This window comes from Rhizobium sp. CG5, from assembly GCF_023701945.1.
Taxonomy (GTDB): Bacteria; Pseudomonadota; Alphaproteobacteria; order Rhizobiales; family Rhizobiaceae; genus Allorhizobium.
This window is the reverse complement of sequence record NZ_JABAEF010000001.1, coordinates 69,204-95,358: the sequence shown is the minus strand read 5'-3', so window position 1 is coordinate 95,358 and position 26,155 is coordinate 69,204. Positions and strand designations below refer to the sequence as shown.

19 protein-coding genes are annotated in these 26,155 nt (G+C 63.3%); 15 read left to right on the top strand and 4 right to left on the bottom strand.

What is annotated here, in order from left to right:
• The first annotated feature begins 95 nt into the window (after positions 1-95).
• The 6 genes from bcoG (at position 96) to HGO38_RS00390 (ending at position 8,367) form a co-directional block, all read left to right on the top strand.
• A complete protein-coding gene (gene bcoG, locus HGO38_RS00420) occupies positions 96-998 on the top strand; it encodes a 3-dehydrocarnitine:acetyl-CoA trimethylamine transferase BcoG (protein ID WP_250953947.1) in 903 nt (300 codons plus the stop codon).
• 199 nt (positions 999-1,197) lie between these two features.
• Positions 1,198-2,688 (top strand): carnitine 3-dehydrogenase, encoded by a 1,491-nt coding sequence (locus HGO38_RS00415; RefSeq protein WP_250953946.1) that lies wholly within the window; start codon positions 1,198-1,200, stop codon positions 2,686-2,688.
• Positions 2,689-2,889: 201 nt separating this feature from the next.
• Entirely contained in the window at positions 2,890-4,050 is a 1,161-nt protein-coding gene (locus HGO38_RS00410; protein ID WP_250953945.1) for an acyl-CoA dehydrogenase family protein, read from the top strand.
• 250 nt (positions 4,051-4,300) lie between these two features.
• Complete coding sequence (locus tag HGO38_RS00405) at positions 4,301-6,364, top strand: acetate--CoA ligase family protein (protein ID WP_250954489.1); 2,064 nt, start codon at positions 4,301-4,303, stop codon at positions 6,362-6,364.
• A gap of 250 nt (positions 6,365-6,614) precedes the next feature.
• Positions 6,615-7,400, top strand: coding sequence for a carnitinyl-CoA dehydratase (locus HGO38_RS00395; protein WP_250953944.1), 786 nt, complete (start codon positions 6,615-6,617; stop codon positions 7,398-7,400).
• 79 nt (positions 7,401-7,479) lie between these two features.
• A complete protein-coding gene (locus HGO38_RS00390; protein ID WP_250953943.1) occupies positions 7,480-8,367 on the top strand; it encodes a PP2C family serine/threonine-protein phosphatase in 888 nt (295 codons plus the stop codon).
• A gap of 350 nt (positions 8,368-8,717) precedes the next feature.
• Here HGO38_RS00390 and metH read toward each other — a convergent pair whose 3' ends face one another.
• Positions 8,718-12,494 carry a methionine synthase gene (metH, locus tag HGO38_RS00385; protein WP_250953942.1) on the bottom strand — a complete coding sequence of 1,259 codons (3,777 nt, stop codon included), beginning with the start codon at positions 12,492-12,494 and terminating at the stop codon, positions 8,718-8,720.
• A 182-nt stretch (positions 12,495-12,676) separates the two neighbouring features.
• On the opposite strand from metH, the gene HGO38_RS00380 reads away from it, so the two are divergent.
• Positions 12,677-13,933 carry an AGE family epimerase/isomerase gene (locus HGO38_RS00380; RefSeq protein WP_250953941.1) on the top strand — a complete coding sequence of 419 codons (1,257 nt, stop codon included), beginning with the start codon at positions 12,677-12,679 and terminating at the stop codon, positions 13,931-13,933.
• Positions 13,934-13,961: 28 nt separating this feature from the next.
• Here the strand turns inward: HGO38_RS00380 and HGO38_RS00375 are convergent, their stop codons facing one another.
• The 3 genes from HGO38_RS00375 to HGO38_RS00365 form a co-directional block, all read right to left on the bottom strand.
• On the bottom strand, positions 13,962-14,417 hold the full coding sequence (locus HGO38_RS00375; protein WP_250953940.1) for a hypothetical protein: 456 nt from the start codon (positions 14,415-14,417) through the stop codon (positions 13,962-13,964).
• Between the two features lie 114 nt (positions 14,418-14,531).
• Positions 14,532-14,750 (bottom strand): hypothetical protein, encoded by a 219-nt coding sequence (locus HGO38_RS00370; protein WP_250953939.1) that lies wholly within the window; start codon positions 14,748-14,750, stop codon positions 14,532-14,534.
• Positions 14,751-14,859: 109 nt separating this feature from the next.
• The gene (locus HGO38_RS00365) at positions 14,860-15,096 is read right to left on the bottom strand and encodes a hypothetical protein (RefSeq protein ID WP_250953938.1); all 237 of its coding nucleotides are present in this window, start codon (positions 15,094-15,096) and stop codon (positions 14,860-14,862) included.
• 223 nt (positions 15,097-15,319) lie between these two features.
• On the opposite strand from HGO38_RS00365, the gene HGO38_RS00360 reads away from it, so the two are divergent.
• The 8 genes from HGO38_RS00360 (at position 15,320) to HGO38_RS00325 (ending at position 26,134) form a co-directional block, all read left to right on the top strand.
• On the top strand, positions 15,320-15,883 hold the full coding sequence (locus tag HGO38_RS00360; protein ID WP_250953937.1) for a nucleoside 2-deoxyribosyltransferase: 564 nt from the start codon (positions 15,320-15,322) through the stop codon (positions 15,881-15,883).
• A gap of 359 nt (positions 15,884-16,242) precedes the next feature.
• Positions 16,243-18,402, top strand: coding sequence for a putative bifunctional diguanylate cyclase/phosphodiesterase (locus HGO38_RS00355; protein ID WP_250953936.1), 2,160 nt, complete (start codon positions 16,243-16,245; stop codon positions 18,400-18,402).
• Between the two features lie 89 nt (positions 18,403-18,491).
• The gene (locus HGO38_RS00350) at positions 18,492-19,388 is read left to right on the top strand and encodes an amino acid ABC transporter substrate-binding protein (protein WP_250953935.1); all 897 of its coding nucleotides are present in this window, start codon (positions 18,492-18,494) and stop codon (positions 19,386-19,388) included.
• A 40-nt stretch (positions 19,389-19,428) separates the two neighbouring features.
• Positions 19,429-20,328 (top strand): amino acid ABC transporter substrate-binding protein, encoded by a 900-nt coding sequence (locus HGO38_RS00345; RefSeq protein WP_250953934.1) that lies wholly within the window; start codon positions 19,429-19,431, stop codon positions 20,326-20,328.
• 659 nt (positions 20,329-20,987) lie between these two features.
• Entirely contained in the window at positions 20,988-22,577 is a 1,590-nt protein-coding gene (locus tag HGO38_RS00340; protein ID WP_250953933.1) for an ABC transporter substrate-binding protein, read from the top strand.
• Between the two features lie 101 nt (positions 22,578-22,678).
• Positions 22,679-23,686, top strand: a complete 1,008-nt coding sequence (locus tag HGO38_RS00335) for an ABC transporter permease (RefSeq protein WP_168474917.1) — start codon at positions 22,679-22,681, stop codon at positions 23,684-23,686.
• A complete protein-coding gene (locus tag HGO38_RS00330; RefSeq protein WP_250953932.1) occupies positions 23,683-24,510 on the top strand; it encodes an ABC transporter permease in 828 nt (275 codons plus the stop codon). The genes HGO38_RS00335 and HGO38_RS00330 overlap by 4 nt, the downstream gene beginning before the upstream one ends.
• A complete protein-coding gene (locus HGO38_RS00325; protein WP_250953931.1) occupies positions 24,503-26,134 on the top strand; it encodes an ABC transporter ATP-binding protein in 1,632 nt (543 codons plus the stop codon). The genes HGO38_RS00330 and HGO38_RS00325 overlap by 8 nt, the downstream gene beginning before the upstream one ends.
• Positions 26,135-26,155 lie beyond the last annotated feature (21 nt).

The window sequence follows — 26,155 nt, the reverse complement described above, 5'->3', positions numbered from 1 at the left end:
AATTTCCGATAATGTACAGTATAGTACCAAATCTGCAAAGCATGCGCAAAAATTTTGGCCCGTAATGCCCTCATAAATTAGGGAGAGCTTACTCCGTGCCTTTGACCATGAACCGCGACGTTTTCATCACCTGTGCCGTCACCGGCGCCGGCGACACGGTCTCGAAATCGAGCCATGTGCCGATCACCCCGAAGCAGATCGCCGACAGCGCCATCGATGCCGCCAAGGCCGGTGCTGCCGTGGTGCACTGCCATGTCCGCGACCCGGAGACCGGCGCCGCCTCCCGGCGCAATGACCTCTACCGGGAAGTGACCGACCGCATCCGCGCCGCCGATGTCGATGTCGTCCTCAACCTGACCGCCGGCATGGGCGGCGACCTGATCTTCGGCAATGTCGAAAATCCCCTGCCCTTGAACCCGAAGGGCACAGACATGGCCGGCGCCACCGAGCGCGTCAGCCATGTTGCCGAATGCCTGCCGGAAATCTGCACGCTCGATTGCGGCACCATGAACTTTTCGCTCGGCGATTACGTGATGACCAACACGCCGTCCATGCTGCGCGCCATGGCGAAGTTGATGACCGACCTCGGCGTGCGCCCGGAGATCGAGGCCTTTGACACCGGCCATCTGTGGTTCGCCAAGCAATTGGTCGAGGAAGGCCTGATCGAGGATCCGGTGCTGATCCAGCTCTGCATGGGCATTCCCTGGGGCGCACCCGACGATCTGAACACCTTCATGGCCATGGTCAACAACGTACCGGCAAACTGGACCTTCTCGGCCTTCTCGATTGGCCGCAATGCGCTGGCCTACCCGGCCGCAGCGGTGCTGGCCGGCGGCAATGTGCGCGTCGGGCTGGAGGACAATCTCTATATCGGCAAGGGCCAGCTCGCCACCAATGCGCAACTGGTCGAAAAAGCCGTCACCGTCATCGAAGGCATGGGCGCGAAAATCATCGGGCCGGCCGCGGTGCGGGAAAAACTGAAGCTGACGAAGCGGTAAAAGCCGCCCATCCCAAAACAAAGGGACGGGAAGTTTGGGAACAGACAAACCCCCTCTGGCCTGCCGGCCATCTCCCCCACAAGGGGGGAGACCACACGCGGAACGGTGTCGGCCTCAGCCACCGAAGGCGCGGCAGGTTAAGCCCTCCCCCTTGTGGGGAGGGTTTGGGAGGGGACTTTTAGCTAGGATGGATTTGACAATGACCAAGATCACAAAGGCCGCCTGCATCGGCGGCGGGGTTATCGGCGGGGCCTGGGCGGCGCGGTTTCTGCTGGCCGGCATCGACGTCAACATGTTCGATCCGCATCCGGAGGCGGCCCGCATCGTGGGCGAAGTGCTCGCCAATGCCGCGCGCGCCTCCAAACTGCTGACCATGGCGCCCCTGCCGAAAAAGGGCACCCTCACCTTTCGCAACAGCATTCACGAAGCCGTCGAAGGCGCTGAGTGGATTCAGGAAAGCGTGCCCGAGCGCCTCGACCTGAAGCGCAACGTCATCACCCAGATCGACGCCGCAGCCCATCCCCATGCGCTGATCGGCTCCTCGACCTCGGGCCTGCTGCCGAGCGATTTGCAGCGTGACATGGCCCATCCGGACCGCCTGTTCGTCGCCCATCCCTATAACCCGGTCTACCTGCTGCCACTGGTCGAACTGGTCGGCGGAAAGCAGACGACGCCGGAGACCATTGCTCGCGCCATGACCGCCGTCGAGCAGATCGGCATGAAGGGCGTCGTCATCCAGAAGGAGATCGAGGCCTTTGTCGGCGACCGCCTGCTGGAGGCCCTGTGGCGCGAAGCGCTGTGGCTCATCCAGGACGATATCTGCGACACCGAGACCCTCGACAATGTCATGCGCTATTCCTTCGGCATGCGCTGGGCGCAGATGGGCCTGTTCGAGACCTACCGCATCGCCGGTGGCGAGGCCGGCATGCGCCATTTTCTGGCACAGTTCGGCCCCTGCCTGAAATGGCCCTGGACCAAGTTCACCGATGTCGTCGATCTCACCGACGAACTGGTGGAAAAGATCGGCGCGCAGTCGGATGCCCAGGCCGCCGGCCGCTCGATCCGCGAGCTGGAGCGCATCCGCGACGAGAACCTGGTCGGCATCATGCAGGCGCTGAAAGGCGGCAATGGCGGCGCCGGCTGGGGTGCCGGCAAGCTGCTGGCCGATTTCGAGGCCCGCCTCTGGGCCGATGCCGAAAAGCCCGAGGCCGATCTCGGCAAGGCCCAACCGCTGCGCATCATCGACACCCGCGTCAATGCCGCCTGGGTCGACTATAACGGCCACATGACCGAGCATCGTTATCTGCAAGTGTTCGGCGACACCTCGGATGGCCTGCTGCGGCTGATCGGCGTCGATCTCGACTATGTCAAGAACGGCCACAGCTACTACACCGTCGAGACCCATATCCGCCATCTCGGCGAAGCGCGGCTCGGCGAGGCGCTCTATTCGACCTGCCAGATCCTGTCCGTCGATGAGAAACGCCTGCAGATCTTCTCGACGATCTACAATGCCGACACCAACGTGGCCATTGCCACCGCCGAACAGATGATGCTGCATGTCGACAGCAAGGTCGGCAAATCGGTGCCCGCTCTGCCCGACGTGCTGGAGCGCGTCACCGCCATCGCCGAAGCCCATGCCGGCTTGGCGAGGCCTGACGGTGTCGGACGGAGCGTGGGGCAGAAGCGGTAAGCGGACGGCAAGGCTGCCCCTCACCCTAGCCCTCTCCCCGTAAACGGGGAGAGGGAACCTGCCTCGAGCAGAGCTATTGTGCATCGGGGAGCCGCGGATTCCTTCTCCCCGTTTACGGGGAGAAGGTGCCGGCAGGTCAGGCGCAACGCGTTGCTCCGGGGATGAGGGGCAGCAGACCATAAAAATGAGGAGGAGAACGCCATGAATTTCGCACTGACCGACGAGCAGGAGATGATCGTCAAGACGGTCCGCGATTTCGTCGAGACGGAGATCTATCCCCATGAGGACGAAGTCGAGCGCACCGGCATCGTGCCCCCGGAACTCGGCCAGGAGATCGCCCGCAAATGCAAGGAGATCGGCTTCTTCGGCTGCAATTTCCCCGAAGAGGTCGGCGGCGCCGGTCTCGATCACCTGACCTTCACTTTGGTCGAACGCGAACTCGGCCGCGCCTCGATGGGCCTTACCGTGTTCTTCGGCCGCCCCTCGGGCATCCTGATGGCCTGCAATGACGAGCAGCGCCAACGCTATCTTCTGCCCGCCGTCAGCGGCGAGAAATTCGATGCTTTGGCGATGACCGAGCCGGATGCCGGTTCCGACGTGCGCGGCATGAAGTGTTTCGCCAGGCCCGATGGCGGTGACTGGATCGTCAACGGCACAAAACATTTCATCAGCCATGCCAACATTGCCGATTTCGTCATCGTCTTCATCGCCACCGGCGAGGAGGACACGCCGCGCGGCCCCAAAAAGAAGATCACCTGTTTCCTGGTCGATCGCGGTACGCCGGGCTTCGAGATCCGCGAAGGTTATTCCTCCGTCTCCCATCGCGGCTACAAGAACTGCATCCTCACCTTCGACGATTGCCGCCTGCCCTCGGCGCAGATCCTGGGCGAAGTGCACAAGGGCTTCGATATCGCCAATGACTGGCTCTACGCCACCCGCATCACGGTGGCCGCCACCTGCGTCGGCCGGGCGCGCCGCGTCTTCGATCTGGCTTTGCCCTATGCCGCCGAGCGCAAACAGTTTGGAAAGCCGATCGGCGCCAACCAGGGCGTCTCCTTCAAACTGGCCGACATGATCACCGAAATCGACGCCGCCGACTGGCTGACGCTGGCCGCCGCCTGGCGGCTGGACCAGAAACTGCCGGCCAATCGCGAGATCGCCTCGGCCAAACTCTATGCGTCGGAAATGCTGGCCCGCGTCACCGACGAGGCGATCCAGATCTATGGCGGCATGGGCCTGATGGACGACCTGCCGCTCGCCCGCTTCTGGCGCGACGCCCGCGTCGAGCGCATCTGGGACGGCACCTCCGAAATCCAGCGCCACATCATCAGCCGCGACCTGCTGCGGCCGTTTGGAGCGTGAGCGGCATGAGGATCGTCATGGACACTCGTTCAAGCCTTACCCCCCTCTGCCCTGCCGGGCATCTCCCCCTCAAGGGGGGAGATCGGCTGGGGCTGGCCACCCAGGATAACGACATCCCGAATTTTCGGCCACTGTCTCGACCTCTCTTTGGGCGCCGCGTTTCCACGGATCGATCTCCCCCCTTGAGGGGGAGATGCCCGGCAGGGCAGAGGGGGGTAGCCAAAGACTCCGTAGTATTGGCAGGCCGCCCATCATGACCGCCCCCCGCGACCTCTCCCGCCTCATCCGACCCACCTCCATCGCCGTGTTCGGCGGCAAGGAGGCGCGCCGCGTCATCGAGCAATGCGACAAGATGGGCTTTGCCGGCGCCATCTGGCCGGTGCATCCGAAACTCGACGAGATCCTCGGCCGCAGATGTTATCGCTCTGTCGCCGACCTGCCCGCCGCTCCCGATGCCAGCTTCGTCGGCGTCAACCGCCTGCTGACCATCGAGATCATCGGCGCGCTGGCAAAAATCGGCGCCGGCGGGGCGATCTGCTACGCCTCGGGCTTTTCCGAAGCGGTCAAGGAACTGCCCGATGGCGATGCCTTGCAAGCACGGTTGATCGAGGCCGCCGGCGACATGCCGGTCGTCGGTCCCAATTGCTACGGCTTCATCAACATGCTGGACGGCGCCCTGCTCTGGCCCGACCAGCACGGCATGCAGCGCCAGAGCCGCGGCGTGGCGGTGCTGACCCAGAGCTCCAACATCGCCTGTAACATTTCCATGCAGCAGCGCGGCCTGCCTCTCGCCTATCTGATGACCGCCGGCAACCAGGCCCAGACGGGCCTGTCGGCGCTGGCGCTGGCAGCATTGGAAGACCCGCGCGTCACGGCGGTCGGCCTGCATATCGAAGGGTTTGACGACCTCGCCACGCTCGAAAAGCTGGGCAGCCGCGCCCGCGAGCTGAAAAAGCCCGTCATCGCCCTCAAAGTCGGCAAATCGGAAGCCGCCCGCAAAGCGACGGTGTCCCATACCGCGTCGCTCGCCGGCAATCACCAGGTCTCCTCGGCGGTGCTCGCCCGTTTCGGCATCGGCCAGGTCGAGACCCTTCCCGAACTGCTGGAAACCCTGAAACTGCTGCATGTCGCAGGCCCGCTGATGAGCAATGCCATCTCCTCGATGAGCTGTTCGGGCGGCGAGGCCTCGCTGATTGCCGATGCCGGCACCGGCCGCCGCATCGACTTCCGCGACCTGAAGGATGAGCAACGCCAGCCGCTGCGCGACATCTTGGGTGAAATGGTGACGATCTCCAATCCGCTCGATTACCACACCTTCGTCTGGGGCAATCTCGAACGCCAGACCGCCGCCTTCACCACCATGATGCAGGGCGATTATGCGCTGAACCTTGTCGTGCTCGACTTTCCCCGCGCCGACCGCTGCGACCCCGCCGACTGGGTGACCACCGTCGACGCGGTGATTGCCGCAGCGCAAACGACCGGTGCCAATGCCGGGGTGGTGGCCAGCATGGCGGAAAACATGCCGGAAGCGATTGCCGAACGGCTGGTGGCCGCCGGCGTGACGCCGTTTTCCGGCATCGACGAGGCGCTCGCCGCCGCCGAGATCGCCCATGGCATCCATATAGCCTGGGCCGCACCGCTGCCCGCCCCGCTCCTGCGTGTCGGCACCTCCTCCGGCGAAGCGGTGACGCTCAGCGAATATGCCAGCAAACGGGCGCTTGCCCCCTTCGGTCTGCCAGTGCCACCAGGACGCTTTGCCGAGACACCGGAAGAGGCAGCCACGGCCGCAACGGCGATCGGTTTCCCGGTGGCGCTGAAAGGCTCGGGCGTCGCCCACAAGACCGAAGCCGGCGCCGTCCGGCTCAACCTGTCCTCAGAAGCCGAGGTCACCGCCGCCGCCCGCGCCATGGCCGCGGTCGCTGACGGCTACCTCGTCGAGCGCATGGCCGCCAGACCGGTCGCCGAACTGATCCTCGGTGCGCTGCGCGATCCGGTCGCAGGCCCGGTACTGACCATCGGTGCCGGCGGCATTCTGGTCGAACTGCTCGACGATTCCGCCGTCATCACCCTGCCGACCACCAAAGCCGAGATCGAGAGCACAATCGCCGGCCTGAAGATCGCGAAACTGCTGAACGGCTATCGCGGCCAGCCGAAGGGCGACCTAGCGGCCCTCATCGACGCGATCTCCGCCGCCGCCGATTTCGTCATCGCCCACGCCGCCGAGATCGAGGAACTCGACATCAACCCACTGATGGTATTGCCCGAGGGACAGGGCGTCGTCGCGGTGGATGCGCTGGTGAGGATGCGCGTGTAGGATTGCGGTCACGGCAACGGCGGCGGCAGCGGTTTACCCCCCTCTGTCCTGCCGGACATCTCCCCCTCAAGGGGGGAGATCGGATGGAGTGGCCGCTTTGCTCAGCAGTGGCCAAAGCCTTTCCCCATCCCTGAGATTGGGCAGGACATCAGCAGCAGAGTAATCTCCCCCCTTGAGGGGGAGATGTCCGGCAGGACAGAGGGGGGTGTCCCCGCACACAACGCAACGACAAAAGACGAGGGAGACAATCATGACAGCCACCCCCATCAAAACCCGCCGCGAGGGCGGCATTCTCGAGGTCACCATTGATCGGCCGAAGGCCAATGCCATCGATCTCGTCACCAGCCGGCAGATGGGCGAGATCTTTCGGGAGTTTCGCGATGACGACACGCTGCGCGTCGCAATCCTCACCGCCGCCGGCGAAAAGTTCTTCTGTGCCGGCTGGGACCTGAAGGCCGCCGCCGGCGGCGATGCGGTCGATGGCGATTATGGCGTCGGCGGCTTTGGCGGCCTGCAGGAACTGCGCGACCTCAACAAGCCGGTGATTGCCGCCATCAACGGCATCTGCTGCGGCGGCGGCTTCGAGATCGCTTTGTCGGCCGATCTCATCCTGGCCACTGAGCACGCCACCTTCGCGCTGCCGGAAATCCGCTCCGGCACGGTCGCCGATGCCGCCTCGATCAAGCTGCCGAAGCGCATCCCCTATCATATCGCCATGGACATGCTGCTGACCGGCCGCTGGCTCGACGTTCAGGAAGGCCACCGCTGGGGCTTCGTCAACGAAATCTTGCCAGCCGACAAGCTCATGGACCGCGCCTGGGCTTTGGCCCGCCTGCTCGAAAGCGGCCCGCCGCTGGTCTATGCGGCCATCAAGGAAGTGGTGCGTGAGGCGGAAGGGTCCAAATTCCAGGACACCATGAACAAGGTCACCCGCCGGCAATTAAAGACCGTCGACGTGCTCTATTCCAGCGAGGACCAGTTGGAAGGCGCCCGCGCCTTTACGGAAAAGCGCGATCCTGTGTGGAAGGGCAAATGAGCTTTGAGGGGTAAGGCACTTTGCCGACAGGGAGCGGGTCGCTAGTCTGAGGCCCTAACCCTGCCAGCGAGTCCCATTCATGCCCCACACATGCCGCCTCACCGTTCTCGACGCCATCACCGACGCCGGCAAACAAGGTCGGCCGAATGAGGACCGTTTCGGTTATAACAAGGATGCCGCCTTCGTGCTGGATGGCGCGACGGGGCTGGGCGACCGCCAGTTCATTGACGGCTATGGCTCGGATGCCGCCTGGATCGCCGAGTTCGGCACCGAGCAGCTGAAGCAGCGGCTGGATGCCCATGCCGATCCCCGAGCCATCCTGCGCGCCATCTCCGCAGAGGCGCGCGACACCTTCCAGGGCGTCGCCGGCGATCAGCCACGCTATGCCTGGCCGCTCTGCAGCCTGACGGCGCTGCGCGCCACGCCGAGTGGTTTCCAGTATTTTGGCCTCGGGGACAGCTGCCTCTATCTGCTGCACGATGATGGCACGAGCGACTTCGTCATTCCCATTCCCGGCGCCTATGAATGGGAACAGCACCGCGCCGCCGAACACATCGCCCGCCTCGGCGGCATCGGCGCATCGGGCAGCGCCAACAGCGATCCGCTCACCCTCGAAGACCTGCGCCGCGGCCGCGCCCTGCAGAACACGCCGGACGGTTTCACCTGGACCTTCGGCATCGTGCCGGACGCCGCCGATCACCTGGCCATGGTCGACGTGCCCGTGTCGGGCGGAGGCGCCACCGCCCTGCTCTGCTCGGACGGCCTGGCCGATCTCGTCGCCCTCTACAAAGCCTATGATGCCGGTTCGCTGGTTCGCGCCGCCATGGACCAAGGCCTTGCCGCGCTGGTCACGGAACTCCGCCATTTCGAACGCGAGGTCGACCAGGACGGATTGCACTATCCGCGCTTCAAGCAGAGCGACGATACGACGGCGATTTTGTTGCGGCTGACCGTGGAAGGCGAATAGTCCGTTTTGGGATTTTCTTTTCTGAACAAGGTCTTGGACGAAAATGATGATTCAGATGCCAAGGTCGTTGAATCAATCTCTTAAGCTGAAAAGCCCCTCATCCGGCTGCCGCCACCTTCTCCCCGCAAGCGGGGAGAAGGCCGAATGAGGCAATGCCCCGGTTCGCTGTGACGAACTGCAAGGTGTGGGTTTTGGAAATCAAACATTTTCGGTAGCCATCTAGAGTTTTGGGACTCTCTCGACGCCTCGGTATTTGTCGTGCAACGGTGCGGCATCTCCCTTCTCCCAGCTTGCGGGGAGAAGGTGGCGGCAGCCGGATGAGGGGCAGCCGCCAGGCCATCATCCCCCAATCACGCCGCATCCTCCACCACGTCCCCCGCCGGCGTCGGCACATAGTTCAGCACCGGCCCGAGCCAGCGCTCGACCTCGCCGACCGGCATGCCCTTGCGGGCGGCATATTCCTCCACCTGGTCGCGCTCGACCTTGGCGACACCGAAATAGTAGCTGTCGGGATGGCCGATATAGAGGCCGGAGACCGAGGAGCCGGGCCACATGGCGTAGCTTTCGGTAAGAGTCACGCCGGTGGCAGCCTCCGCATCGAGCAGCGCAAACAGCGTCGCCTTCTCGGTATGGTCGGGCTGGGCCGGATAGCCCGGCGCCGGGCGGATGCCGGCATAGGTCTCGCCGATCAGTTCCTCCGGCAAAAGCGTCTCGTCGACTGCATAGCCCCAGAACTCGCGCCGCACCCGCTGGTGCATGGCCTCGGCAAAGGCTTCGGCAAAGCGGTCGGCCAGCGCCTTGACGAGGATCGAGGAGTAATCGTCATTGGCCCGCTCGAAACGTTCGGCAATGGCGATTTCCTCAAAGCCGGCCGTCACCACGAAACCGCCGATATAATCGGCCACGCCGCTGTCTTTCGGCGCCACAAAATCGCTCAGCGCCACATTTGGCCGACCGTCGCGTTTCGACAGCTGCTGGCGCAGCGTATAGAAGGTGGCCAGCGCCTCGTCGCGGTCGTCGTTTGTGTAGAGATGGATATCGTCGCCGCTGGTATTGGCCGGCCAGAAGCCGACCACGGCGCGCGGCCGGAACCATTTTTCCGCTATGATTTTCGACAGCATGGCCTGCGCATCGGCAAACAGCTGGCGCGCCGCCTCGCCCTGCGCCTCATCCTCAAGAATGGCTGGATAACGGCCCTTCAGCTCCCAGGTCTGGAAGAACGGCGTCCAGTCGATATATTGCGCCAGATCGGCCAGATCGTAATCGTCGAACACTTTTGTGCCGAAGAACGATGGCTTGACCGGCTGGTAGGCCGACCAGTCCAGCCGGGCGGCATTGGCGCGCGCCTTGGCCAGCGGCAGGCGCTGCTTGTCGCGCTCGTTGCGCGCGTGGGCCTCCGCGACCTTGGCATATTCGGCGCGGATCGTCTCGACGTAGCTGTGCTTAGTGTCCGGCGACAGCAGCGCCGAGACCACGCCGACGGCGCGGCTGGCATCGGTCACATAGACCGCCTGGCCTGCTTTGTATTGCGGGCTGATCTTCACCGCCGTGTGCACGCGGCTGGTCGTCGCGCCGCCGATCAGCAGCGGAATGGAAAAGCCCTGCCGCTCCATCTCGGCTGCGACATGCACCATTTCATCGAGCGACGGGGTGATCAGGCCGGACAGGCCGATGATGTCGACCTTCTCGCGGATCGCCGTCTCGAAAATCTTGGTGGCTGGCACCATGACGCCCAGATCGATGATGTCGTAGTTGTTGCAGGCCAGAACCACGCCGACGATGTTCTTGCCGATATCGTGCACGTCGCCCTTGACGGTCGCCATCAGCACCTTGCCGGCCGCCTCGCGCTCGCCGCTGCCGCCATTCGCCAGTTTTTCCGCTTCCATATAGGGCAGCAGAACGGCCACGGCCTGCTTCATGACGCGCGCCGATTTGACCACCTGCGGCAGGAACATTTTTCCTGCGCCGAACAGGTCGCCGACCACATTCATGCCGGCCATCAGCGGCCCTTCGATGACATGCAGCGGCCGCTCGACCGAGAGCCGCGCCTCTTCGGTGTCCGCATCGATGAATTCGGTGATGCCGTTGACCAGCGCATGCTCCAGCCGCTTGGCGACCGGCAGCTCCCGCCAGCTCATGTCCTGGGCGCGGACCTGCTTTTCGCCGGTGCCGCGGTACCGCTCGGCAATCTCCAGCAGCCGTTCGGTGGAATCGTCGCGGCGGTTGAGCACCACGTCCTCGCAGGCCTCGCGCAGCTCCGCATCGATGCTCTCATAGACCGCCAGCTGCCCGGCATTGACGATGCCCATGTCCATGCCGGCCTGGATGGCGTGGTAGAGGAACACCGCATGCATGGCCTCGCGCACCGGCTCATTGCCGCGGAACGAGAAGGACAGGTTGGAGACGCCGCCGGAAATATGCACCAGCGGCATTTTTTCGCGGATCGTCCGGGTCGCCTCGATGAAGTCGACGCCGTAATTGTTGTGCTCCTCGATGCCGGTCGCCACCGCAAAGACATTGGGGTCGAAGATGATGTCTTCCGGCGCGAACCCCGCCTCCTCGGTCAGCAGCTCATAGGCCCGCGTACAGATCTCCACCTTGCGCGCGTAGGTATCGGCCTGGCCCTTCTCGTCGAAGGCCATGACGACCACTGCCGCACCATAATTGCGCACCAGCTTGGCCTGTTTGACAAAAGCCTCCTCACCCTCCTTCATGGAGATCGAATTGACGATCGCCTTGCCCTGCACGCATTTCAGCCCCGCCTCGATGATCTGGAACTTCGAGCTGTCGATCATCACGGGAACGCGGGCGATATCCGGCTCGGCGGCGATCAGGTTGAGGAATTCGACCATGGCCTTTTCACTGTCGATCAGGCCTTCGTCCATGTTGATGTCGATGATCTGCGCGCCGTTTTCCACCTGGTCGCGGGCAACGACGAGGGCCGCCGAATAGTCGCCGGCGGTGATCAGCTTACGGAACTTGGCAGATCCCGTGACATTGGTGCGCTCGCCGACATTGACGAACGGAATGTCCTTGGTCAGCACGAAGGGCTCCAGGCCCGACAGCGACATAAACGGCCGGTGCTCCGGCACCTGGCGCGGCTTGAACGGAGCCACCGCTTCGGCAATCGCCCTGATATGCTCGGGCGTCGAGCCGCAACAGCCGCCGACCACATTGACCAGGCCATCGCGGGCAAAACCCTCGATCTGCCGGGCCATGTCCTCGGGGCTTTCGTCATACTGGCCGAACTCGTTCGGCAGGCCGGCGTTCGGATAGGCGCAGAGGAAGGTGTCGGCGGTGCCGGACAGTTCCTGCAGATGCGGCCGCATGGCATTGGCACCGAGCGCGCAGTTCAGCCCGATGGTGAACGGCCGGGCATGGCGCACCGAGTTCCAGAAGGCCGACGGCGTCTGGCCGGACAGGGTGCGGCCGGAGAGATCGGTGATCGTGCCCGAAATCATCACCGGCAGGCGGATGCCCTTTGCGACAAACCGCTCCTCGCAGGCAAAGATCGCCGCCTTGGCGTTCAGCGTGTCAAAAATCGTCTCGATCAGGATGATATCGGCGCCGCCGTCGATCAGGCCGTCGATCTGCTCGGCATAGGCCAGCCGCAAATCGTCGAAGGAGACGGCGCGGTAGCCGGGATTGTTAACGTCCGGCGACATCGAGGCGGTGCGGTTGGTCGGGCCGATGGCGCCGGCCACGAAGCGGCGCTTGCCGTCCTCCCGCTCGGCGCGCATGGCCGCCCGTCGCACCAGCAGTGCGCCGTCACGGTTCAGATCATAGACCGCCGCTTCCATCTGGTAATCGGCCTGGGCAATGCGGGTCGAGGAAAAGGTATTGGTCTCGAGAATATCGGCGCCGGCCATCGCGTAGCGATAATGGATCTCTTCGATCGCATCGGGCTGGCTGAGGATCAGGAGGTCGTTATTGCCCTGCTGGTGACAGGCACAGCCGAGAAAGCGGGTGCCGCGGAAATGGTCCTCGTCAAAGCCCAAGCCCTGGATCTGCGTGCCCATGGCACCGTCGAGAATGAGGATGCGCTCGCGCGCCGCTTTTGTCAGCGCCGCAAAAACCTCCGCGCCATCCCGCTTCGCATCGGGACAACCGAACAGACCGTCGAGCATGGGCGAAATCCTTTATTCCAAATGCGACAGCATCGAATTCACATAAAGATATCTTTATGTCAATATATCATTTGCGAAACATCAAGTCATAGCCTCACCTGGAGCCAAGTTGAGCGGTGACAAGCGGGACCTCGGGCGATATAGGATTTCAACCGATCACAAGACCATGCCGGGAGGACAGCATGACCGAGACGCCAACCACGAGCCCCTTGCCGGCGCTGTGGAGCAACCGCGCCTATCACCGCAAATGGCTGCTGGCCCAGGCGAATGGCCTGTTCGATTTCTTCCAAGGCCCGAGCCTCAATCCCAAGGGCGGCTTCTACGATCTCAACCGCGAAGGCGCGCCGCTTGCCACGGACAATCCAGTGCGCGGCATCCATGCCAGCGCCCGCATGGTGCATTGCTTCGCGATCGGCGACCTGCTCGGCCGGCCGGGTGCCGCCGATATGGTCGACCACGGCATGTCCTTCCTGTGGAACCGCCACCGCGACCAGCAGAACGGCGGCTATTTCTGGCAGGTCGACGACACCGGCGCCGCCGACAGTTCCAAGCAGGGCTATGGCCATGCCTTCGTGCTGCTGGCCGCCTCCTCCGCCAAGGTGATCGGCCATCCCCTGGCAGATGCCATGCTGGCCGATATCACCGAGGTGCTAGACACGAAATTCTGGGAAGCCGCCCATGGTGCCATCGCGGAAGAATTTTCCGCCGACTGGCAGCCGGTCGCCGGCTATCGCGGCCAGAACTCCAACATGCACCTGACCGAGGCGCTGATGGCCGCCTTCGAGGCGACCGGCGAGCGTCATTATCTGGACAAGGCGGAAAGCATTGCCGACCTCCTGATCAACCGCCGCGCTCGTGAAGAGGCCTTCCGCGTTGCCGAACATTTCGACGAGCAGTGGACGGTCGACCGGAGCTATTACCACGCCAACGAAATGTTCCGCCCGGCCGGCACCACGCCCGGCCATTGGCTGGAATGGGCGCGCCTCGTGCTGCAGCTCTGGGTGCTGGGCGGCAAGCGCCACGACTGGATGCCGGAGGCCGCCCGCGGCCTTTTCTTCCAGTCTATGGTGCTCGGCTGGGACAAGGACAAAGGCGGCTTCTTCTACACGCTCGACTGGGCCAATGTGCCCGACAAAAAATCAAAACTCTGGTGGCCGCTCTGCGAAGGGGCAGCCGCCGCCCATGTACTCAATGCCCACAGCCCCAGCGATTTCCACGAAGAGAGCTACCGCCGCATCTGGAATTTTATCGCGGGTCACAGCCTCGATCAGACCTTCGGCGGCTGGCATGAAGAACTGACCGAGGATCTGCAGCCCGCCAACAGCCTGTTTCCCGGCAAGGGCGATCTGTACCATGCCCTGCAGGCCTGCCTGATCCCGCTTTTCCCGGCCGAGGGCAGCCTGACCAAGATGATCACGGAGACCGGCGGCACGCTCTGACCGGACCAAGTTACGCTGCCGCCGGCCGTCAGGGCTGTTGCGGCGGCATTCCGTCGGACTGGAAGGATGCGGAAAATTTCGTGCCCTGGCGCAGCGAGCCGGAACAGCGGACGGTAATCTGTCCCTTGGACGGATTGCCATAGGTGCATTGGCCACGTGCCGACAGCACCTTCGGCTTGTTGGTTTCCAGCCCTTCGTTGAAGATCAGCCGGTCGATCTTGATCGACGCGCCCTTGGCGTTCTTTCGCGCGACATCGGTGCCGCTGAAGGTCAGGATATGGTTCTGCCCGAGCAGGAAATAGAAGCCGGACCGACCGTCGGTCAGCACCGTGCGGCCGAGCTTACCGGAACAGGCCGCCGTCATGTCCTGGTCGCCGACCACCATCCTGAGACATTTGCCGCTCAGCATCATGATCGGTGGCGTGGAAGCATCTTGGGCAGCAACCAGGCTCGCCTGCAACACCAGCAGGAAGACCATTGCCAAAACTGATTTCAGGGTCGCAAGAATCGCACCGGCCTCCGCTTGTCCATGCCGCGGAACATGCCCCCGGCCTGCTCTCAAAGCAAGGCGGCAGACGGTATCGACGCGTCCTGCCGCCTACCGCGCCAAGGCGACGCAGCAGCCATCCGGCCGGGCCGGAACGAAATAGGGCATCTTGTCCGCGGTCACCAAAGCCGCGTTGCGGTTGGCACTTTTCTGCCGCGCCACGTCCTGGAGCAGGGATGCAAAATCGCTGAGCGAGATGCCATCAGCACGCAGCATCTGCCGGATCAGGGGATCCCTCAGCACTTCCGCCATTGTCATGTCATTCGTCATCGGCTTGTTCTCCGTCACACTCAGACAGTAGCAACAGGGTGTAACGCCCAGATGTCGTGGCGATGGCGAAAACGTGGCGAGACGGAAAAAATCGCGCCGCGGACGCCGATCAGGCCGCGATATCGGCAATCTCGCCGAACTGGCAGAGAATGCGCGGGCTGGTCATGTCGCCGCTTTCCATGTCGACCTGCACCGCATAGGCCGCCACGCCGGCATGCCGGTCGGCCATGGCTGTGGCGATCTTCTCGGCGGACACCGGATTGGAAGCCTGACGCATCTCGCCCGGCGCAATGCCACCGCGAACCTTCTTGAACGACAGCACGATGTATTTTTCAGCCAGGGACATGGTCATTTCCGATTCACGTTGCTATGTTCTCTTTTTGTTCGATTTCGACCTGGAAGTCAAGCTGTTTGCGACACCGCATCGGGGCTCGCTTGCTGGCCTTACCGAGACAGGCCGATGAACCCACGGGGGAAATCGAACGGATTTGGGAGCTCCCCCTGTTCTCTCTGCCCTCCAGGCTGGTATCTGTGCTGCTCCGCCCACCCCGCCTCGACTGGATCTCCCGATGACGCTCAAAATCTACCTTGCCGGCCCCGAAGTCTTCCTGCGCGACGCCCGCCAGGTGCTGGATGCCAAGGCGGCGCTAACGCGCGCTTATGGCTTCACGCCGCTCTGCCCGGGCGACCTGGAAATTCCGCCTTCCGACACCAGGCGCGGCATGGGCCAGGCGATCAGCGCCATCGACGAGCATATGATGAACACGGCAGACGCCATCATCGCCAATCTCACGCCGTTTCGCGGCCTGGCGGCCGATACCGGCACCGCCTTCGAGCTGGGCTATATGTGTGCCCAGGGCAAACGCGTCTACGCCTACACCAATGTCGCCGACGACCATCACCAGCGCTTGCTGGCCTATTATAACGGCGATGTGCGGGAGGGTGAGGATGGCCGCAAGCGTGGCCCCGACGGCCTGTCGCTCGAGAATTTCGACATGGCCGACAATCTCATGCTGCAAGGCGGCGTCGAACGTCGCGGCGGCGCCGTGATGGTCCATCGCGCTGCACCCGACCGGCTCTACAGCGACCTGACCGCGTTCGAAGCCTGCCTGAAGGCGATATCGCAACCCTGAAGACGACCACAGGGACAACCGATCGCCCTGGTCCTGTCCGGCCGCAAAGTCTTGGGCACCGTGTTTTCATGGGACTGCAACTTAAGGAAGCATCAACTATTACAGGTAATTATTGATGGTCGATGCATCGTTTCGAACCATTTGGAAACCTTGCCACCCAATACTGTGAGCATTGATGTCAGTCTGCCCATACTCTGCGCGATATTTCACGTTGGACTTTGAAGGCCGCACCCTGGATGATGGATGAACAGCCCGAAGCAAACCGCGTTGTAGCACCAGGCAGGTCGCTCGGTGCAAGCCAAACCGCGTCGGTCGGACGGGCATCCGTTTTCACGCTTGCGACGGCCTGGAAAAAGTCGTTGCTGTTCAAGATCATCATCGTCTTTCTGGGCGGCATCATGCTGTCCTATAGCGTTGGCGCACTGGTCGGTTGGCTGATGTTCGTTGATGCGGCCAAGGAACAGTGGACCAACCAGGCGCGGGTCAATACCCAGATTGCCAGCGCCACCTTGCGCAACATCTATACCTATGTCGTCATCGAGACGGACCGCAGCGGCCAGGTCGAACACATCGTCACGACCCAGCCGATCGGCGACGACGATTCCATCCTCTACACCGGCTTCAACCCGACCGACGTGCTGGCGCTGGTCAGCGCCCAGACCAAGAACGACACCTGGCTGCTGCGCTACGATCGCGAAACCGGCAGGTTCATCGATGTCGCGGCTTCCTCGGGCATGCCGTCTGAGGACAAGCCCTTCGTGGCACCGGACGATCCGCTGTTTGCGGAAGCCGGCACGCTCGGGCGCTTTGCGACAGGTTTTGCGACGATCGGCGGCCTCAAGCACTATATCGGCCTTCTGCCGATCATCAGCCCCGATAGCGACCTGCTCGGTGTCGTGGCCGTCAGCATTGGCAAAGCCTCCAGCCTCAATCGCGCCCAGGACCAACTCATTCGCAACTCGCTGGTCATGCTGCTGGCCATACTCGCCCTGACCGGCGGGCTGGCGACCTTCATGGCCAAGCGGCTGTTCAAGCCCGTGCCGGCCCTTGTCCAGGCGACGCTGCAGATCGCCAGCGAAGTCACCGACAAGGTCACGCCCTTTCAAGGCCGCAGCGACGAGATCGGCGACATGGCACGCGCCATCGAGGCGCTGCGCGAAGCCGTGGTCGAACGCGCCCGATTGCGCGAAATCCGCGACATGGCCGTCAAGCTGGAGCACATGGCCCATCACGACGCGCTGACCGGCCTCGGCAACCGCACGCTGCTGATGAACACGCTCAACCAGGCCCTGGAAACCATTGACACATCGGCCGGTTTCAATGTGCTGCTGCTCGATCTCGATCGTTTCAAGGTCGTCAACGACACCCTTGGCCATGCCTGCGGCGACCTGCTCCTGACCACGACGGCGGAGCGCATCACCACCGTGCTCGGCCCAGGCGACCTTGCGGCACGCCTCGGCGGCGACGAGTTCGCCATCGTTCAGCGGGTCGCCCGCGACGCCGAACACGAAGCCCGCGGGCTCGCGGCACGGCTGCTGGAAACCATATCCTCCGGTTTCCTGCTGGAGGACCACGAAGTGGTGGTCGGCACCAGCATCGGCATCGCCTGCGCGCCGGAGCACGGCACCACGGCAAGCCAGTTGCTGCAGAATGCCGACCTGGCGCTTTACCGCGCCAAGGCGGCCGGTCGCGGCACGTCCATCGTTTTCGAGGAAGGCATGGATATGGTCGTGCAGGACCAGCATGCCCTGGAAATGGATCTGAAATTTGCCCTGCAGCGCGATGAATTCGAAGTTCACTACCAACCCTTCGTCAACATCGCCAGCAACACCGTCTGCGGTTTCGAGGCGCTGGTACGCTGGCGCCATCCGCAACTCGGGCTGATCTCGCCCGATCGCTTCATTCCGCTGGCCGAAGAAACCGGCGTGATTGTCGCGCTCGGAGAATGGGTCCTGCGACGCGCCACCGAGGATGCCGTCGCCTGGCCGCCGCGCATCCGGCTGGCCGTCAATCTCTCGCCCGTCCAGCTTCGCCACGGCTCGATCATCAAAACCGTGGCCGACGCCCTGGAGGCCACCGGCCTACCAGCCTCGCGGCTGGAGCTGGAGGTCACCGAGTCGGTCATGCTGGCCGGCGTCGAAAGCCGCCAGGCCCTGGAAACCCTGCGCGCCATGGGCATATCGATCGTGCTGGATGATTTTGGCACCGGTTATGCCTCGCTCAGCTACCTTGCCGACATGTCTTTCAGCAAGATCAAGATCGACCGCGGCTTCGTCGCCGACATGCCGACCCATGCCACCTCGCGCGCCATTGTCGGGGCTATCACCAATCTGGCCCGCGAACTGGACATGGAGGTCACCGCCGAAGGCGTCGAGACCGAAGAGCAATTGCTGATCTTGAAAGCCGCCGGCTGCACCAATGCGCAAGGCTATTATTTTGCCCGGCCAAAACCCTTTGCCGAGACGGATTGCGGACCCGATGACGGACAAGCGTGTTCGGCCCTCGGTTATGCGACATGACGTGCCCATGAAACAGAGACCCACCAGCACGCAGCGGGCTTTAGGACGATACCCGTCCGCCACGCGCGGGCAACGATCGGAGAAGCGAAATGCGTAATCTGACTTTGACTGTGTGCATCCTTCCCACCCTTTTGCTGCCGTTCGCCGCCAGGGCGCAATCGCCGGAAAGCACGCTGGCGAAAATCGCCCGCACCGGAACGGTCACCCTCGGCTATCGCGAGGCGGAACCGCCCTTTTCCTACAAGACGCCGGATGGCAAGATCATCGGCTTCTCGATGGATCTGTGCGACCGCGTCGTGGAAGGCATCAAAACCCACCTCAAGCTCGACACGCTCAAGACGGACTATGTCGCGGCGACTTCGGCCACCCGTTTTGTCCTGGTCAAGAGCGGCAAGATCGACGTGGAATGCGCGGCAACCACCAACAATGCCGAGAGACGCAAGGTGGTCGCCTTCTCCTACCCGCATTTTGCCACCGCCACCCAGTTCATGACGCGACGCGAGGACAACATCAAGACGATCGATGACCTCGCCGGGCGTTCGGTCGCCGCGGCATCCGGGACGGTGAATATCGACCAGTTGAACACCATCAATCGGGAAAAGCAGCTCAATATCGGTGTCATGCCGACCAAGACCAACAACGAAGCCTTCGAACTCGTCGCCAGCGGCCGCGCCTCGGCTTTCGTCTGGGACGGCATCCTGCTCGCCGCGATGATCGCCCAGGCGCCCGATCCGTCGAAATTCGCGCTGTCGGATGAGTTGCTGAGCAAGCTCGAACCCTACGGCCTGCTGCTGCGCCATGGCGACGATGAGTTCAAGACGGTCGTCAATGCCACGCTGGAGAAGATCTTCACCAGTCCGGAAATCGATACGCTCTATGCCAGATGGTTCACCTCGCCGATCCCACCAGACGGCATGAACCTGAACCTGCCGATGTCACAGGGGCTGAAGCAGACCTTCGCCGCGCCGACGGAATACATGGAATAGCAACGACAGGCTGAAGCGATAGAGAAACGGGAGAATGACAATGTCAGGACGTGTTGTATCCGCTTTGACCGCCTTGACGCTTGGCCTTTCTGCGGCGGCAGGATGGGCGCAGGCGCCGAGTTCGACACTTGCCAAAATCGCCGAGACCGGCACCATTCGGCTCGGCTACAGCCCCGAGGACATTCCCTTTTCCTATAAGCTGCCGGACGGCACGGTCACCGGCTACTCGACGGATCTCTGCCTGCGCGTCGTGGATCATCTGAAAGAGCGGCTCGGGCTTGCCGCCCTGGCGATCGACTATGTCGAACGAACGCCGCGCAACCGCGTCGCCATGCTGCGCGACGGTGCCCTGGATATCGAATGCGTCGCCAGCACCAACAATGCCGAGCGTCGAAAAAGCGTCGCATTTTCCTATAGCCACTTCGTCACCGGCACCAAATTCGTGTCGCTGACGAAAAACAATCTGCGAACCATGGCAGACCTGACGGGCCATACGGTCGTGGCCACGTCGGGCACCACCAATATCGGTCAGTTGGCCACCGCCAACCGCGAGCGTGGCCTGCATATCGCCGTCATGCCGGTGGAAACCCACAAGGACGCCTTCAAGCTGGTGACAGAAGGCCGGGCCTCGGCCTTCGTGATGGACGGTATTCTTCTGGCCGCCATGGTCGCCAGTTCGGACCAGCCTGGGGACTATGTCCTGTCCAGCGATTCGCTCGGCTGGCCGGAGCCCTACGGTCTGATGGTCCGCCGGGAGGACACGGAGTTCCTCGACGCGGTGAATGCGGCCCTGCTGCAGATCTACAGCAGCGGCGAAATCAACAGCATCTACGACAAGTGGTTCACCCAGCCCATTCCGCCCAACGGCATCAACATGCACCTGCCGATGTCGGAGGAATTGCGACAGGCCTTTTCAAACCCGAGCATCCCCAAGGATTGAAAGGCCAATCCGGTGCCATCCGTCATCGCCGGCCTTTTCCGCTGCTCGACGGCCCCTGGCACGTCATGAGCCTCCGCCCCTGGTGCATCCGAGCGGCGGTCGATAACCGACCTCGATCGACAAGGCAGGCAATTGCAGCCGGCCAATGGCGCCCCTCCCCCGTGCAATTGCTGTCGGAGTCCATGGCAGCGTCGTATCAGCGGCAAATTATGTCGCTGTGAACACTGCAATAACGCAGGAAGCAGACATTATTTCAGGCAGGGTTCCATGCGAGGGCTATCATGCCGTCGCAGCGCACGTTCACTTGCCGAAGGAGATCATCTGCGTTGAGCGACCCCAAACAAACCAAGTCGGGAGGCTTTGGAAAAGCACTCCTCATGCGCCTGCAGGACACCCAATTCTGCAGACAGGATCTCCACATCTGTCTTATCATCGCAGGGAAAGTGCCGGGACGGACCGCGTTCGTGTGCCGCACGAGACCGCCTGCCCATTCGGGGCAAGGAGAGCGGATACGCGTCATCGGCCTGTGACACGGCCGATGACGAATTTTGATTAACATTTTGAATAAAACAGGAATTCCAGCCACAGATCGATTTGCCACCACGCACCGAACGCAAAACAAGAATTCGGGCGACAGATAACCAGAGAAGGAACAGGGAATGACCGATTACACCAGACATCTGACGCGCCGCGTCGCGTCAGGCGGCATGAGCCGTCGCGAATTCATGGGACGTGCCATGGCGGCCGGCCTGACCTTGACGGCGGCCAGCACGCTCTATGCCACAAGTGCGTCCGCCCAGGAACCCAAGCGCGGCGGCCATCTGAAGCTCGGCCTCGAAGGTGGCTCGGCGACCGACAGCAAGGACCCGGCGAAATTCCTGTCGCAGTTCATGTTCTGCCTCGGCCGCTGCTGGGGCGACATGCTGGTCGAAAGCGACCCGCTGACCGGCGCTGCCGTGCCGGCCCTCGCCGAAAGCTGGGCGCCGTCGGCCGACGCCTCCACCTGGACCTTCAAGATCCGCAAGGGCGTCCAGTTCCATGACGGCAAGGAACTGACCGTCGAGGACGTCGTCGCCACCCTGAAGCGCCATACCGACGAAAAGTCCGAATCCGGCGCGCTCGGCGTGATGAAATCCATCAAGGAGATCAGCACGAGCGGCGGCGACTTGGTCCTGACGCTCACCGAAGGCAATGCCGACCTGCCGCTGCTGCTGACAGACTATCACCTGGTCATCCAGCCGAACGGCGGCAATGACGATGTGCTCGCCTCGATCGGCACCGGTCCCTACAAGCTGACCAGCTTCGAGCCTGGCGTGCGGGCCACGCTGGAGAAGAACCCCAACGACTGGCGCACCGACCGCGGCTATGTCGACACGATCGAGATCATCGGCATGAACGATGCGACGGCCCGCATCGCCGCCCTCTCGTCCGGCCAGGTGCATTTCATCAACCGCGTCGACCCGAAGACCGTCTCGCTGCTGAAGCGCGCGCCGACGGTGGAGATCCTCAACACGTCCGGCCGCGGCCACTACGTCTTCATCATGCATTGCAACACCGCACCGTTCGACAATGTCGACCTGCGGCTGGCACTGAAATATGCCATGGACCGCGAGACCATGGTCGAAAAAATCCTCGGCGGCTACGGCAAGGTCGGCAACGACTTCCCGATCAACGAAACCTATGCGCTCTTCCCCGAAGGCATCGAGCAGCGCGCCTACGATCCCGACAAGGCCGCCTTCCACTTCAAGAAGTCCGGCCATTCCGGCTCCGTCCTGCTGCGCACCTCGGAAGTCGCCTTCCCCGGCGCCGTCGATGCAGCGGTCCTCTACCAGGAAAGCGCCAAGAAGGCCGGCATCGAGATCGAGGTCAAGCGCGAGCCCGGCGACGGCTACTGGTCGAATGTCTGGAACGTCCAGCCGTTTTCGACCTCCTACTGGGGCGGCCGTCCGACCCAGGACCAGATGTATTCGACCGCCTACCTGTCGACCGCCGACTGGAACGACACCCGCTTCCTGCGTCCGGACTTCGACAAGATCCTGCTCGAAGCCCGCTCCGAACTCGACGAGGCCAAGCGCAAGGAAATGTATCGCGACATGGCGATGATGGTGCGCGACGAAGGCGGCCTGATCCTGCCGATGTTCAACGATTTCGTGAATGCCTCGACCAAGGCGGTCAAGGGCTACGTCCACGACATCGGCAACGACATGTCGAACGGCTACGTCGCCACCCGCGTCTGGCTCGACGCCTGAGCTGAAACCGGACGGCACACCGTCCGCCGAACCTTCGCACGGGACCGGAGACCGACCTCTCCGGCCCCGTATTGGGCCGTTTCACCAGGGGCACGAATGTCATGACGAACATCGCCGACAGCGGCGGGCCGGAGCGGCCATCGCTCTTTGCCCGCTATCCGCTGCTCACCCTCATCCTGCAGCGCCTCGGCCTCAGCGCTTTGTTGCTGCTGGCCGTTTCCGTGCTGATCTTCGGCGGCGTCGAGGCCCTGCCCGGCGATTTCGCCACCACCTATCTCGGCCAGTCGGCAACCCCGCAGGCGGTCGCCAATATCCGGGCCGATCTCGGCCTCGACCGGCCGATCGCCACCCGCTATTTCGAATGGCTGGGCAACGCGCTACAGGGCGATTTCGGCACGTCCTGGGCCAGTCGCAATTCGGTCAGCGAACAGATCGGCAAGCGCCTCGGCAATTCGCTGTTCCTGGCGCTGTTTGCCGCCGCAATCTCCGTGCCGCTGGCCGTCGGGCTCGGCATGGTCGCCGTGCACTTTCGCGAGCGCGTGCCCGACAAGATCATCAACGTGCTGTCGCTGGCGGCGATCTCCCTGCCGGAATTCTTCATCGGCTATCTGCTGATCCTGTTCTTTGCCGTCCAGATGGGCGTCGCCACCTTCCCGGCCACGGTCTATGACAGCATGGGCCTTGCCGAGCGCCTGAAGACCATTGCCCTGCCGACCGCAACCCTCGTGCTCGTCGTGCTGGCCCATATGATGCGCATGACGCGGGCCGCCATTCTCTCGGTCATGGCCTCGGCCTATATGGAAACGGCCGAACTCAAGGGCCTGTCCGCCTTCCGCGCCATCGTCAAGCATGCCGCCCCCAATGCGATCGCCCCGATCGTCAATGTCGTCGCCCTCAATCTCGCCTACCTGGTCGTCGGCGTCGTGGTGGTCGAAGTGGTCTTCGTCTATCCCGGCATGGGCCAGTACATGGTCGATGCCGTGACCGTGCGCGACATGCCGGTGGTGCAGGCCTGCGGCCTGATCTTCGCCGCGGTCTATATCCTGCTCAACATGGTGGCTGACATCATCGCCATCGTCGCCAATCCCCGGCTGAGGCATCCGCGATGAGACTGAGAGACCTGACCCTGTCCGCCTGGATCGGCCTGTTCGGCATCGCGCTTGCCTTTTTCTGTGCCATCTTCGCCCCCTGGATCGCGCCGTTCGGCGAACGCGAGATCGTCGGCGGCGTCTGGGAGCCGATGGGCGGCGCCTTTCCGCTCGGCACCGACAATCTCGGCCGCGACATCCTCTCGCGGATGATCTACGGCGCCCGCACGACGCTTGCCGTCGCGCTCGCCGCCACCGTCATCTCCTTCTCGCTGGGCATTGCGCTCAGCTTCACCGCCGCCGTGTCGCGCGGACTGATCGACCAGGTCTTCTCACGCTTCAACGACCTGATGATGTCGATCCCGACGCTAATCTTCGCGCTGGTGGTGCTGTCCGTGCTGCCGCAGAACCTCTTCGTGCTGGTCCTCGTCATGGCCATACTCGACAGCACCCGCGTCTATCGCCTCGGCCGGGCCGTGGCGCTTGATGTGGCGGTGATGGAATTCGTCGAGGCGGCCAAGCTGCGCGGCGAAGGCAAGCTGTGGATCATCTTCCGCGAGATCCTGCCCAACACGCTGACGCCGCTGATTGCCGAATTCGGCCTGCGCTTCGCCTTCTCGATCCTCTTCCTGTCGACCCTCTCCTTCCTCGGCCTCGGCATCCAGCCGCCCGCCGCCGACTGGGGCGGCATGGTCAAGGACAACAAGGACGGCATCATCTTCGGCATATCGGCAGCGCTGGTGCCCGGCGCCGCCATCGCAGCGCTGGCGGTCTGCGTCAATCTCGTCGTCGACTGGCTGTTGAAACGCACATCTAGCCTCAAAGGAGGACGCGGCGATGCCTGAGCTTCTCTCCGTTCGTAACCTGAAGATCGAAGCGACCTCCTATCCGCCCGGCGAACCGCCGAAAAACGTCACCATAGTCGAGGGCGTGTCCTTCGATCTGAAGAAGGGCAAGGTGCTCGGACTGATCGGCGAATCCGGCGCCGGCAAGTCGACCATCGGCCTGTCGGCGCTGGCCTATGGCCGCGGCGGCGTCAGGATCACCGGCGGCGAGGTGCTGCTCGATGGCGAGGACCTGCTAACACTCGGCAAGGGCGGCATCCGTAAAATCCGCGGCGCCAGGGTCTGCTATGTCGCGCAATCGGCCGCCGCCGCCTTCAACCCGGCCCACAAGCTCGGCGACCAGGTGATCGAGGCGACGCTGGCCCATGGTCTGATGAGCCGGGAGGAAGCCCGCAAGCGCGCCACCTACCTGTTCGGCGTACTCGGCCTGCCGAACCCCGACCAGTTCGGCGACCGCTTTCCCCACCAGGTCTCCGGCGGCCAGCTGCAACGCGCCATGACGGCCATGGCGCTCTGCTCCCATCCGGAGCTGATCGTCTTCGACGAACCGACCACCGCCCTTGACGTGACCACCCAGATCGACGTGCTGGCCGCCATCAAGCATGCCATCGAGGAAACCGGCACGGCGGCGCTCTACATCACCCATGATCTGGCCGTCGTCGCGCAGATCTCCGACGACATCATGGTGCTGCGCCACGGCAAGACAGTGGAATACGGCACCGCCCAGCAGATCATCGAGGCGCCGCGCGAGGACTACACCCGCGCCCTGGTCAATGTCCGCCAGGAAAAGCGCACCGAGGCCATGGACCAGAGCAATACGCTGCTGAAGGTCGAGCATATCACCGCCGGCTACTCGAACGGCTTCAAGGTCCTGCACGACGTCTCGCTGCATCTGCCGAAGGGCCAGACGCTGGCGGTGGTCGGCGAAAGCGGCTCCGGCAAGTCGACCCTGGCCCGCGTCATCACCGGCCTCCTGCCGCCCCTGTCCGGCCAGGTGACATTCGACGGCAGAGCCCTGACGCCAGCCCTCAAGAGCCGCTCGCGCGACGACCTGCGCCGCATCCAGCTGATCTACCAGATGGCCGATACGGCGATGAACCCGCGCCAGACGGTGCGCGACATCATCGGCCGGCCGCTCAGCTTCTATTTCGGCCTGCATGGCGCGGCGAAAACCGCCCGCGTCAAGGAGCTTCTGGAGCAGATCGAGATGGCATCGGGCTTCGTCGACCGTTATCCGGCCGAACTGTCCGGCGGCCAGAAGCAGCGCGTCGCCATCGCCCGGGCGCTGGCCGCCAAGCCTGAACTGATCCTCTGCGACGAGCCGACCTCGGCGCTCGACCCGCTGGTCGCCGAGGGTATCCTGAGCCTCTTAATGCGGCTGCAGGCCGAGACCCAAGTGTCCTACATGTTCATCACCCACGACATCGCCATCGTGCGCGCCATCGCCGACAGCGTCGCCGTGATGCACAAGGGCCGGCTGGTGCGCTTCGGCCCGAAATCGAAGGTCCTGTCGCCGCCCTTCGACGACTATACCGACCTGCTGTTGAAATCCGTGCCCGAAATGCAGATCGGCTGGCTCGAAAAAGCCATCGCCACACGGAAGATGGAGAGCGCCGGGAATTGACGTCAAGGCGATACCGGGGCA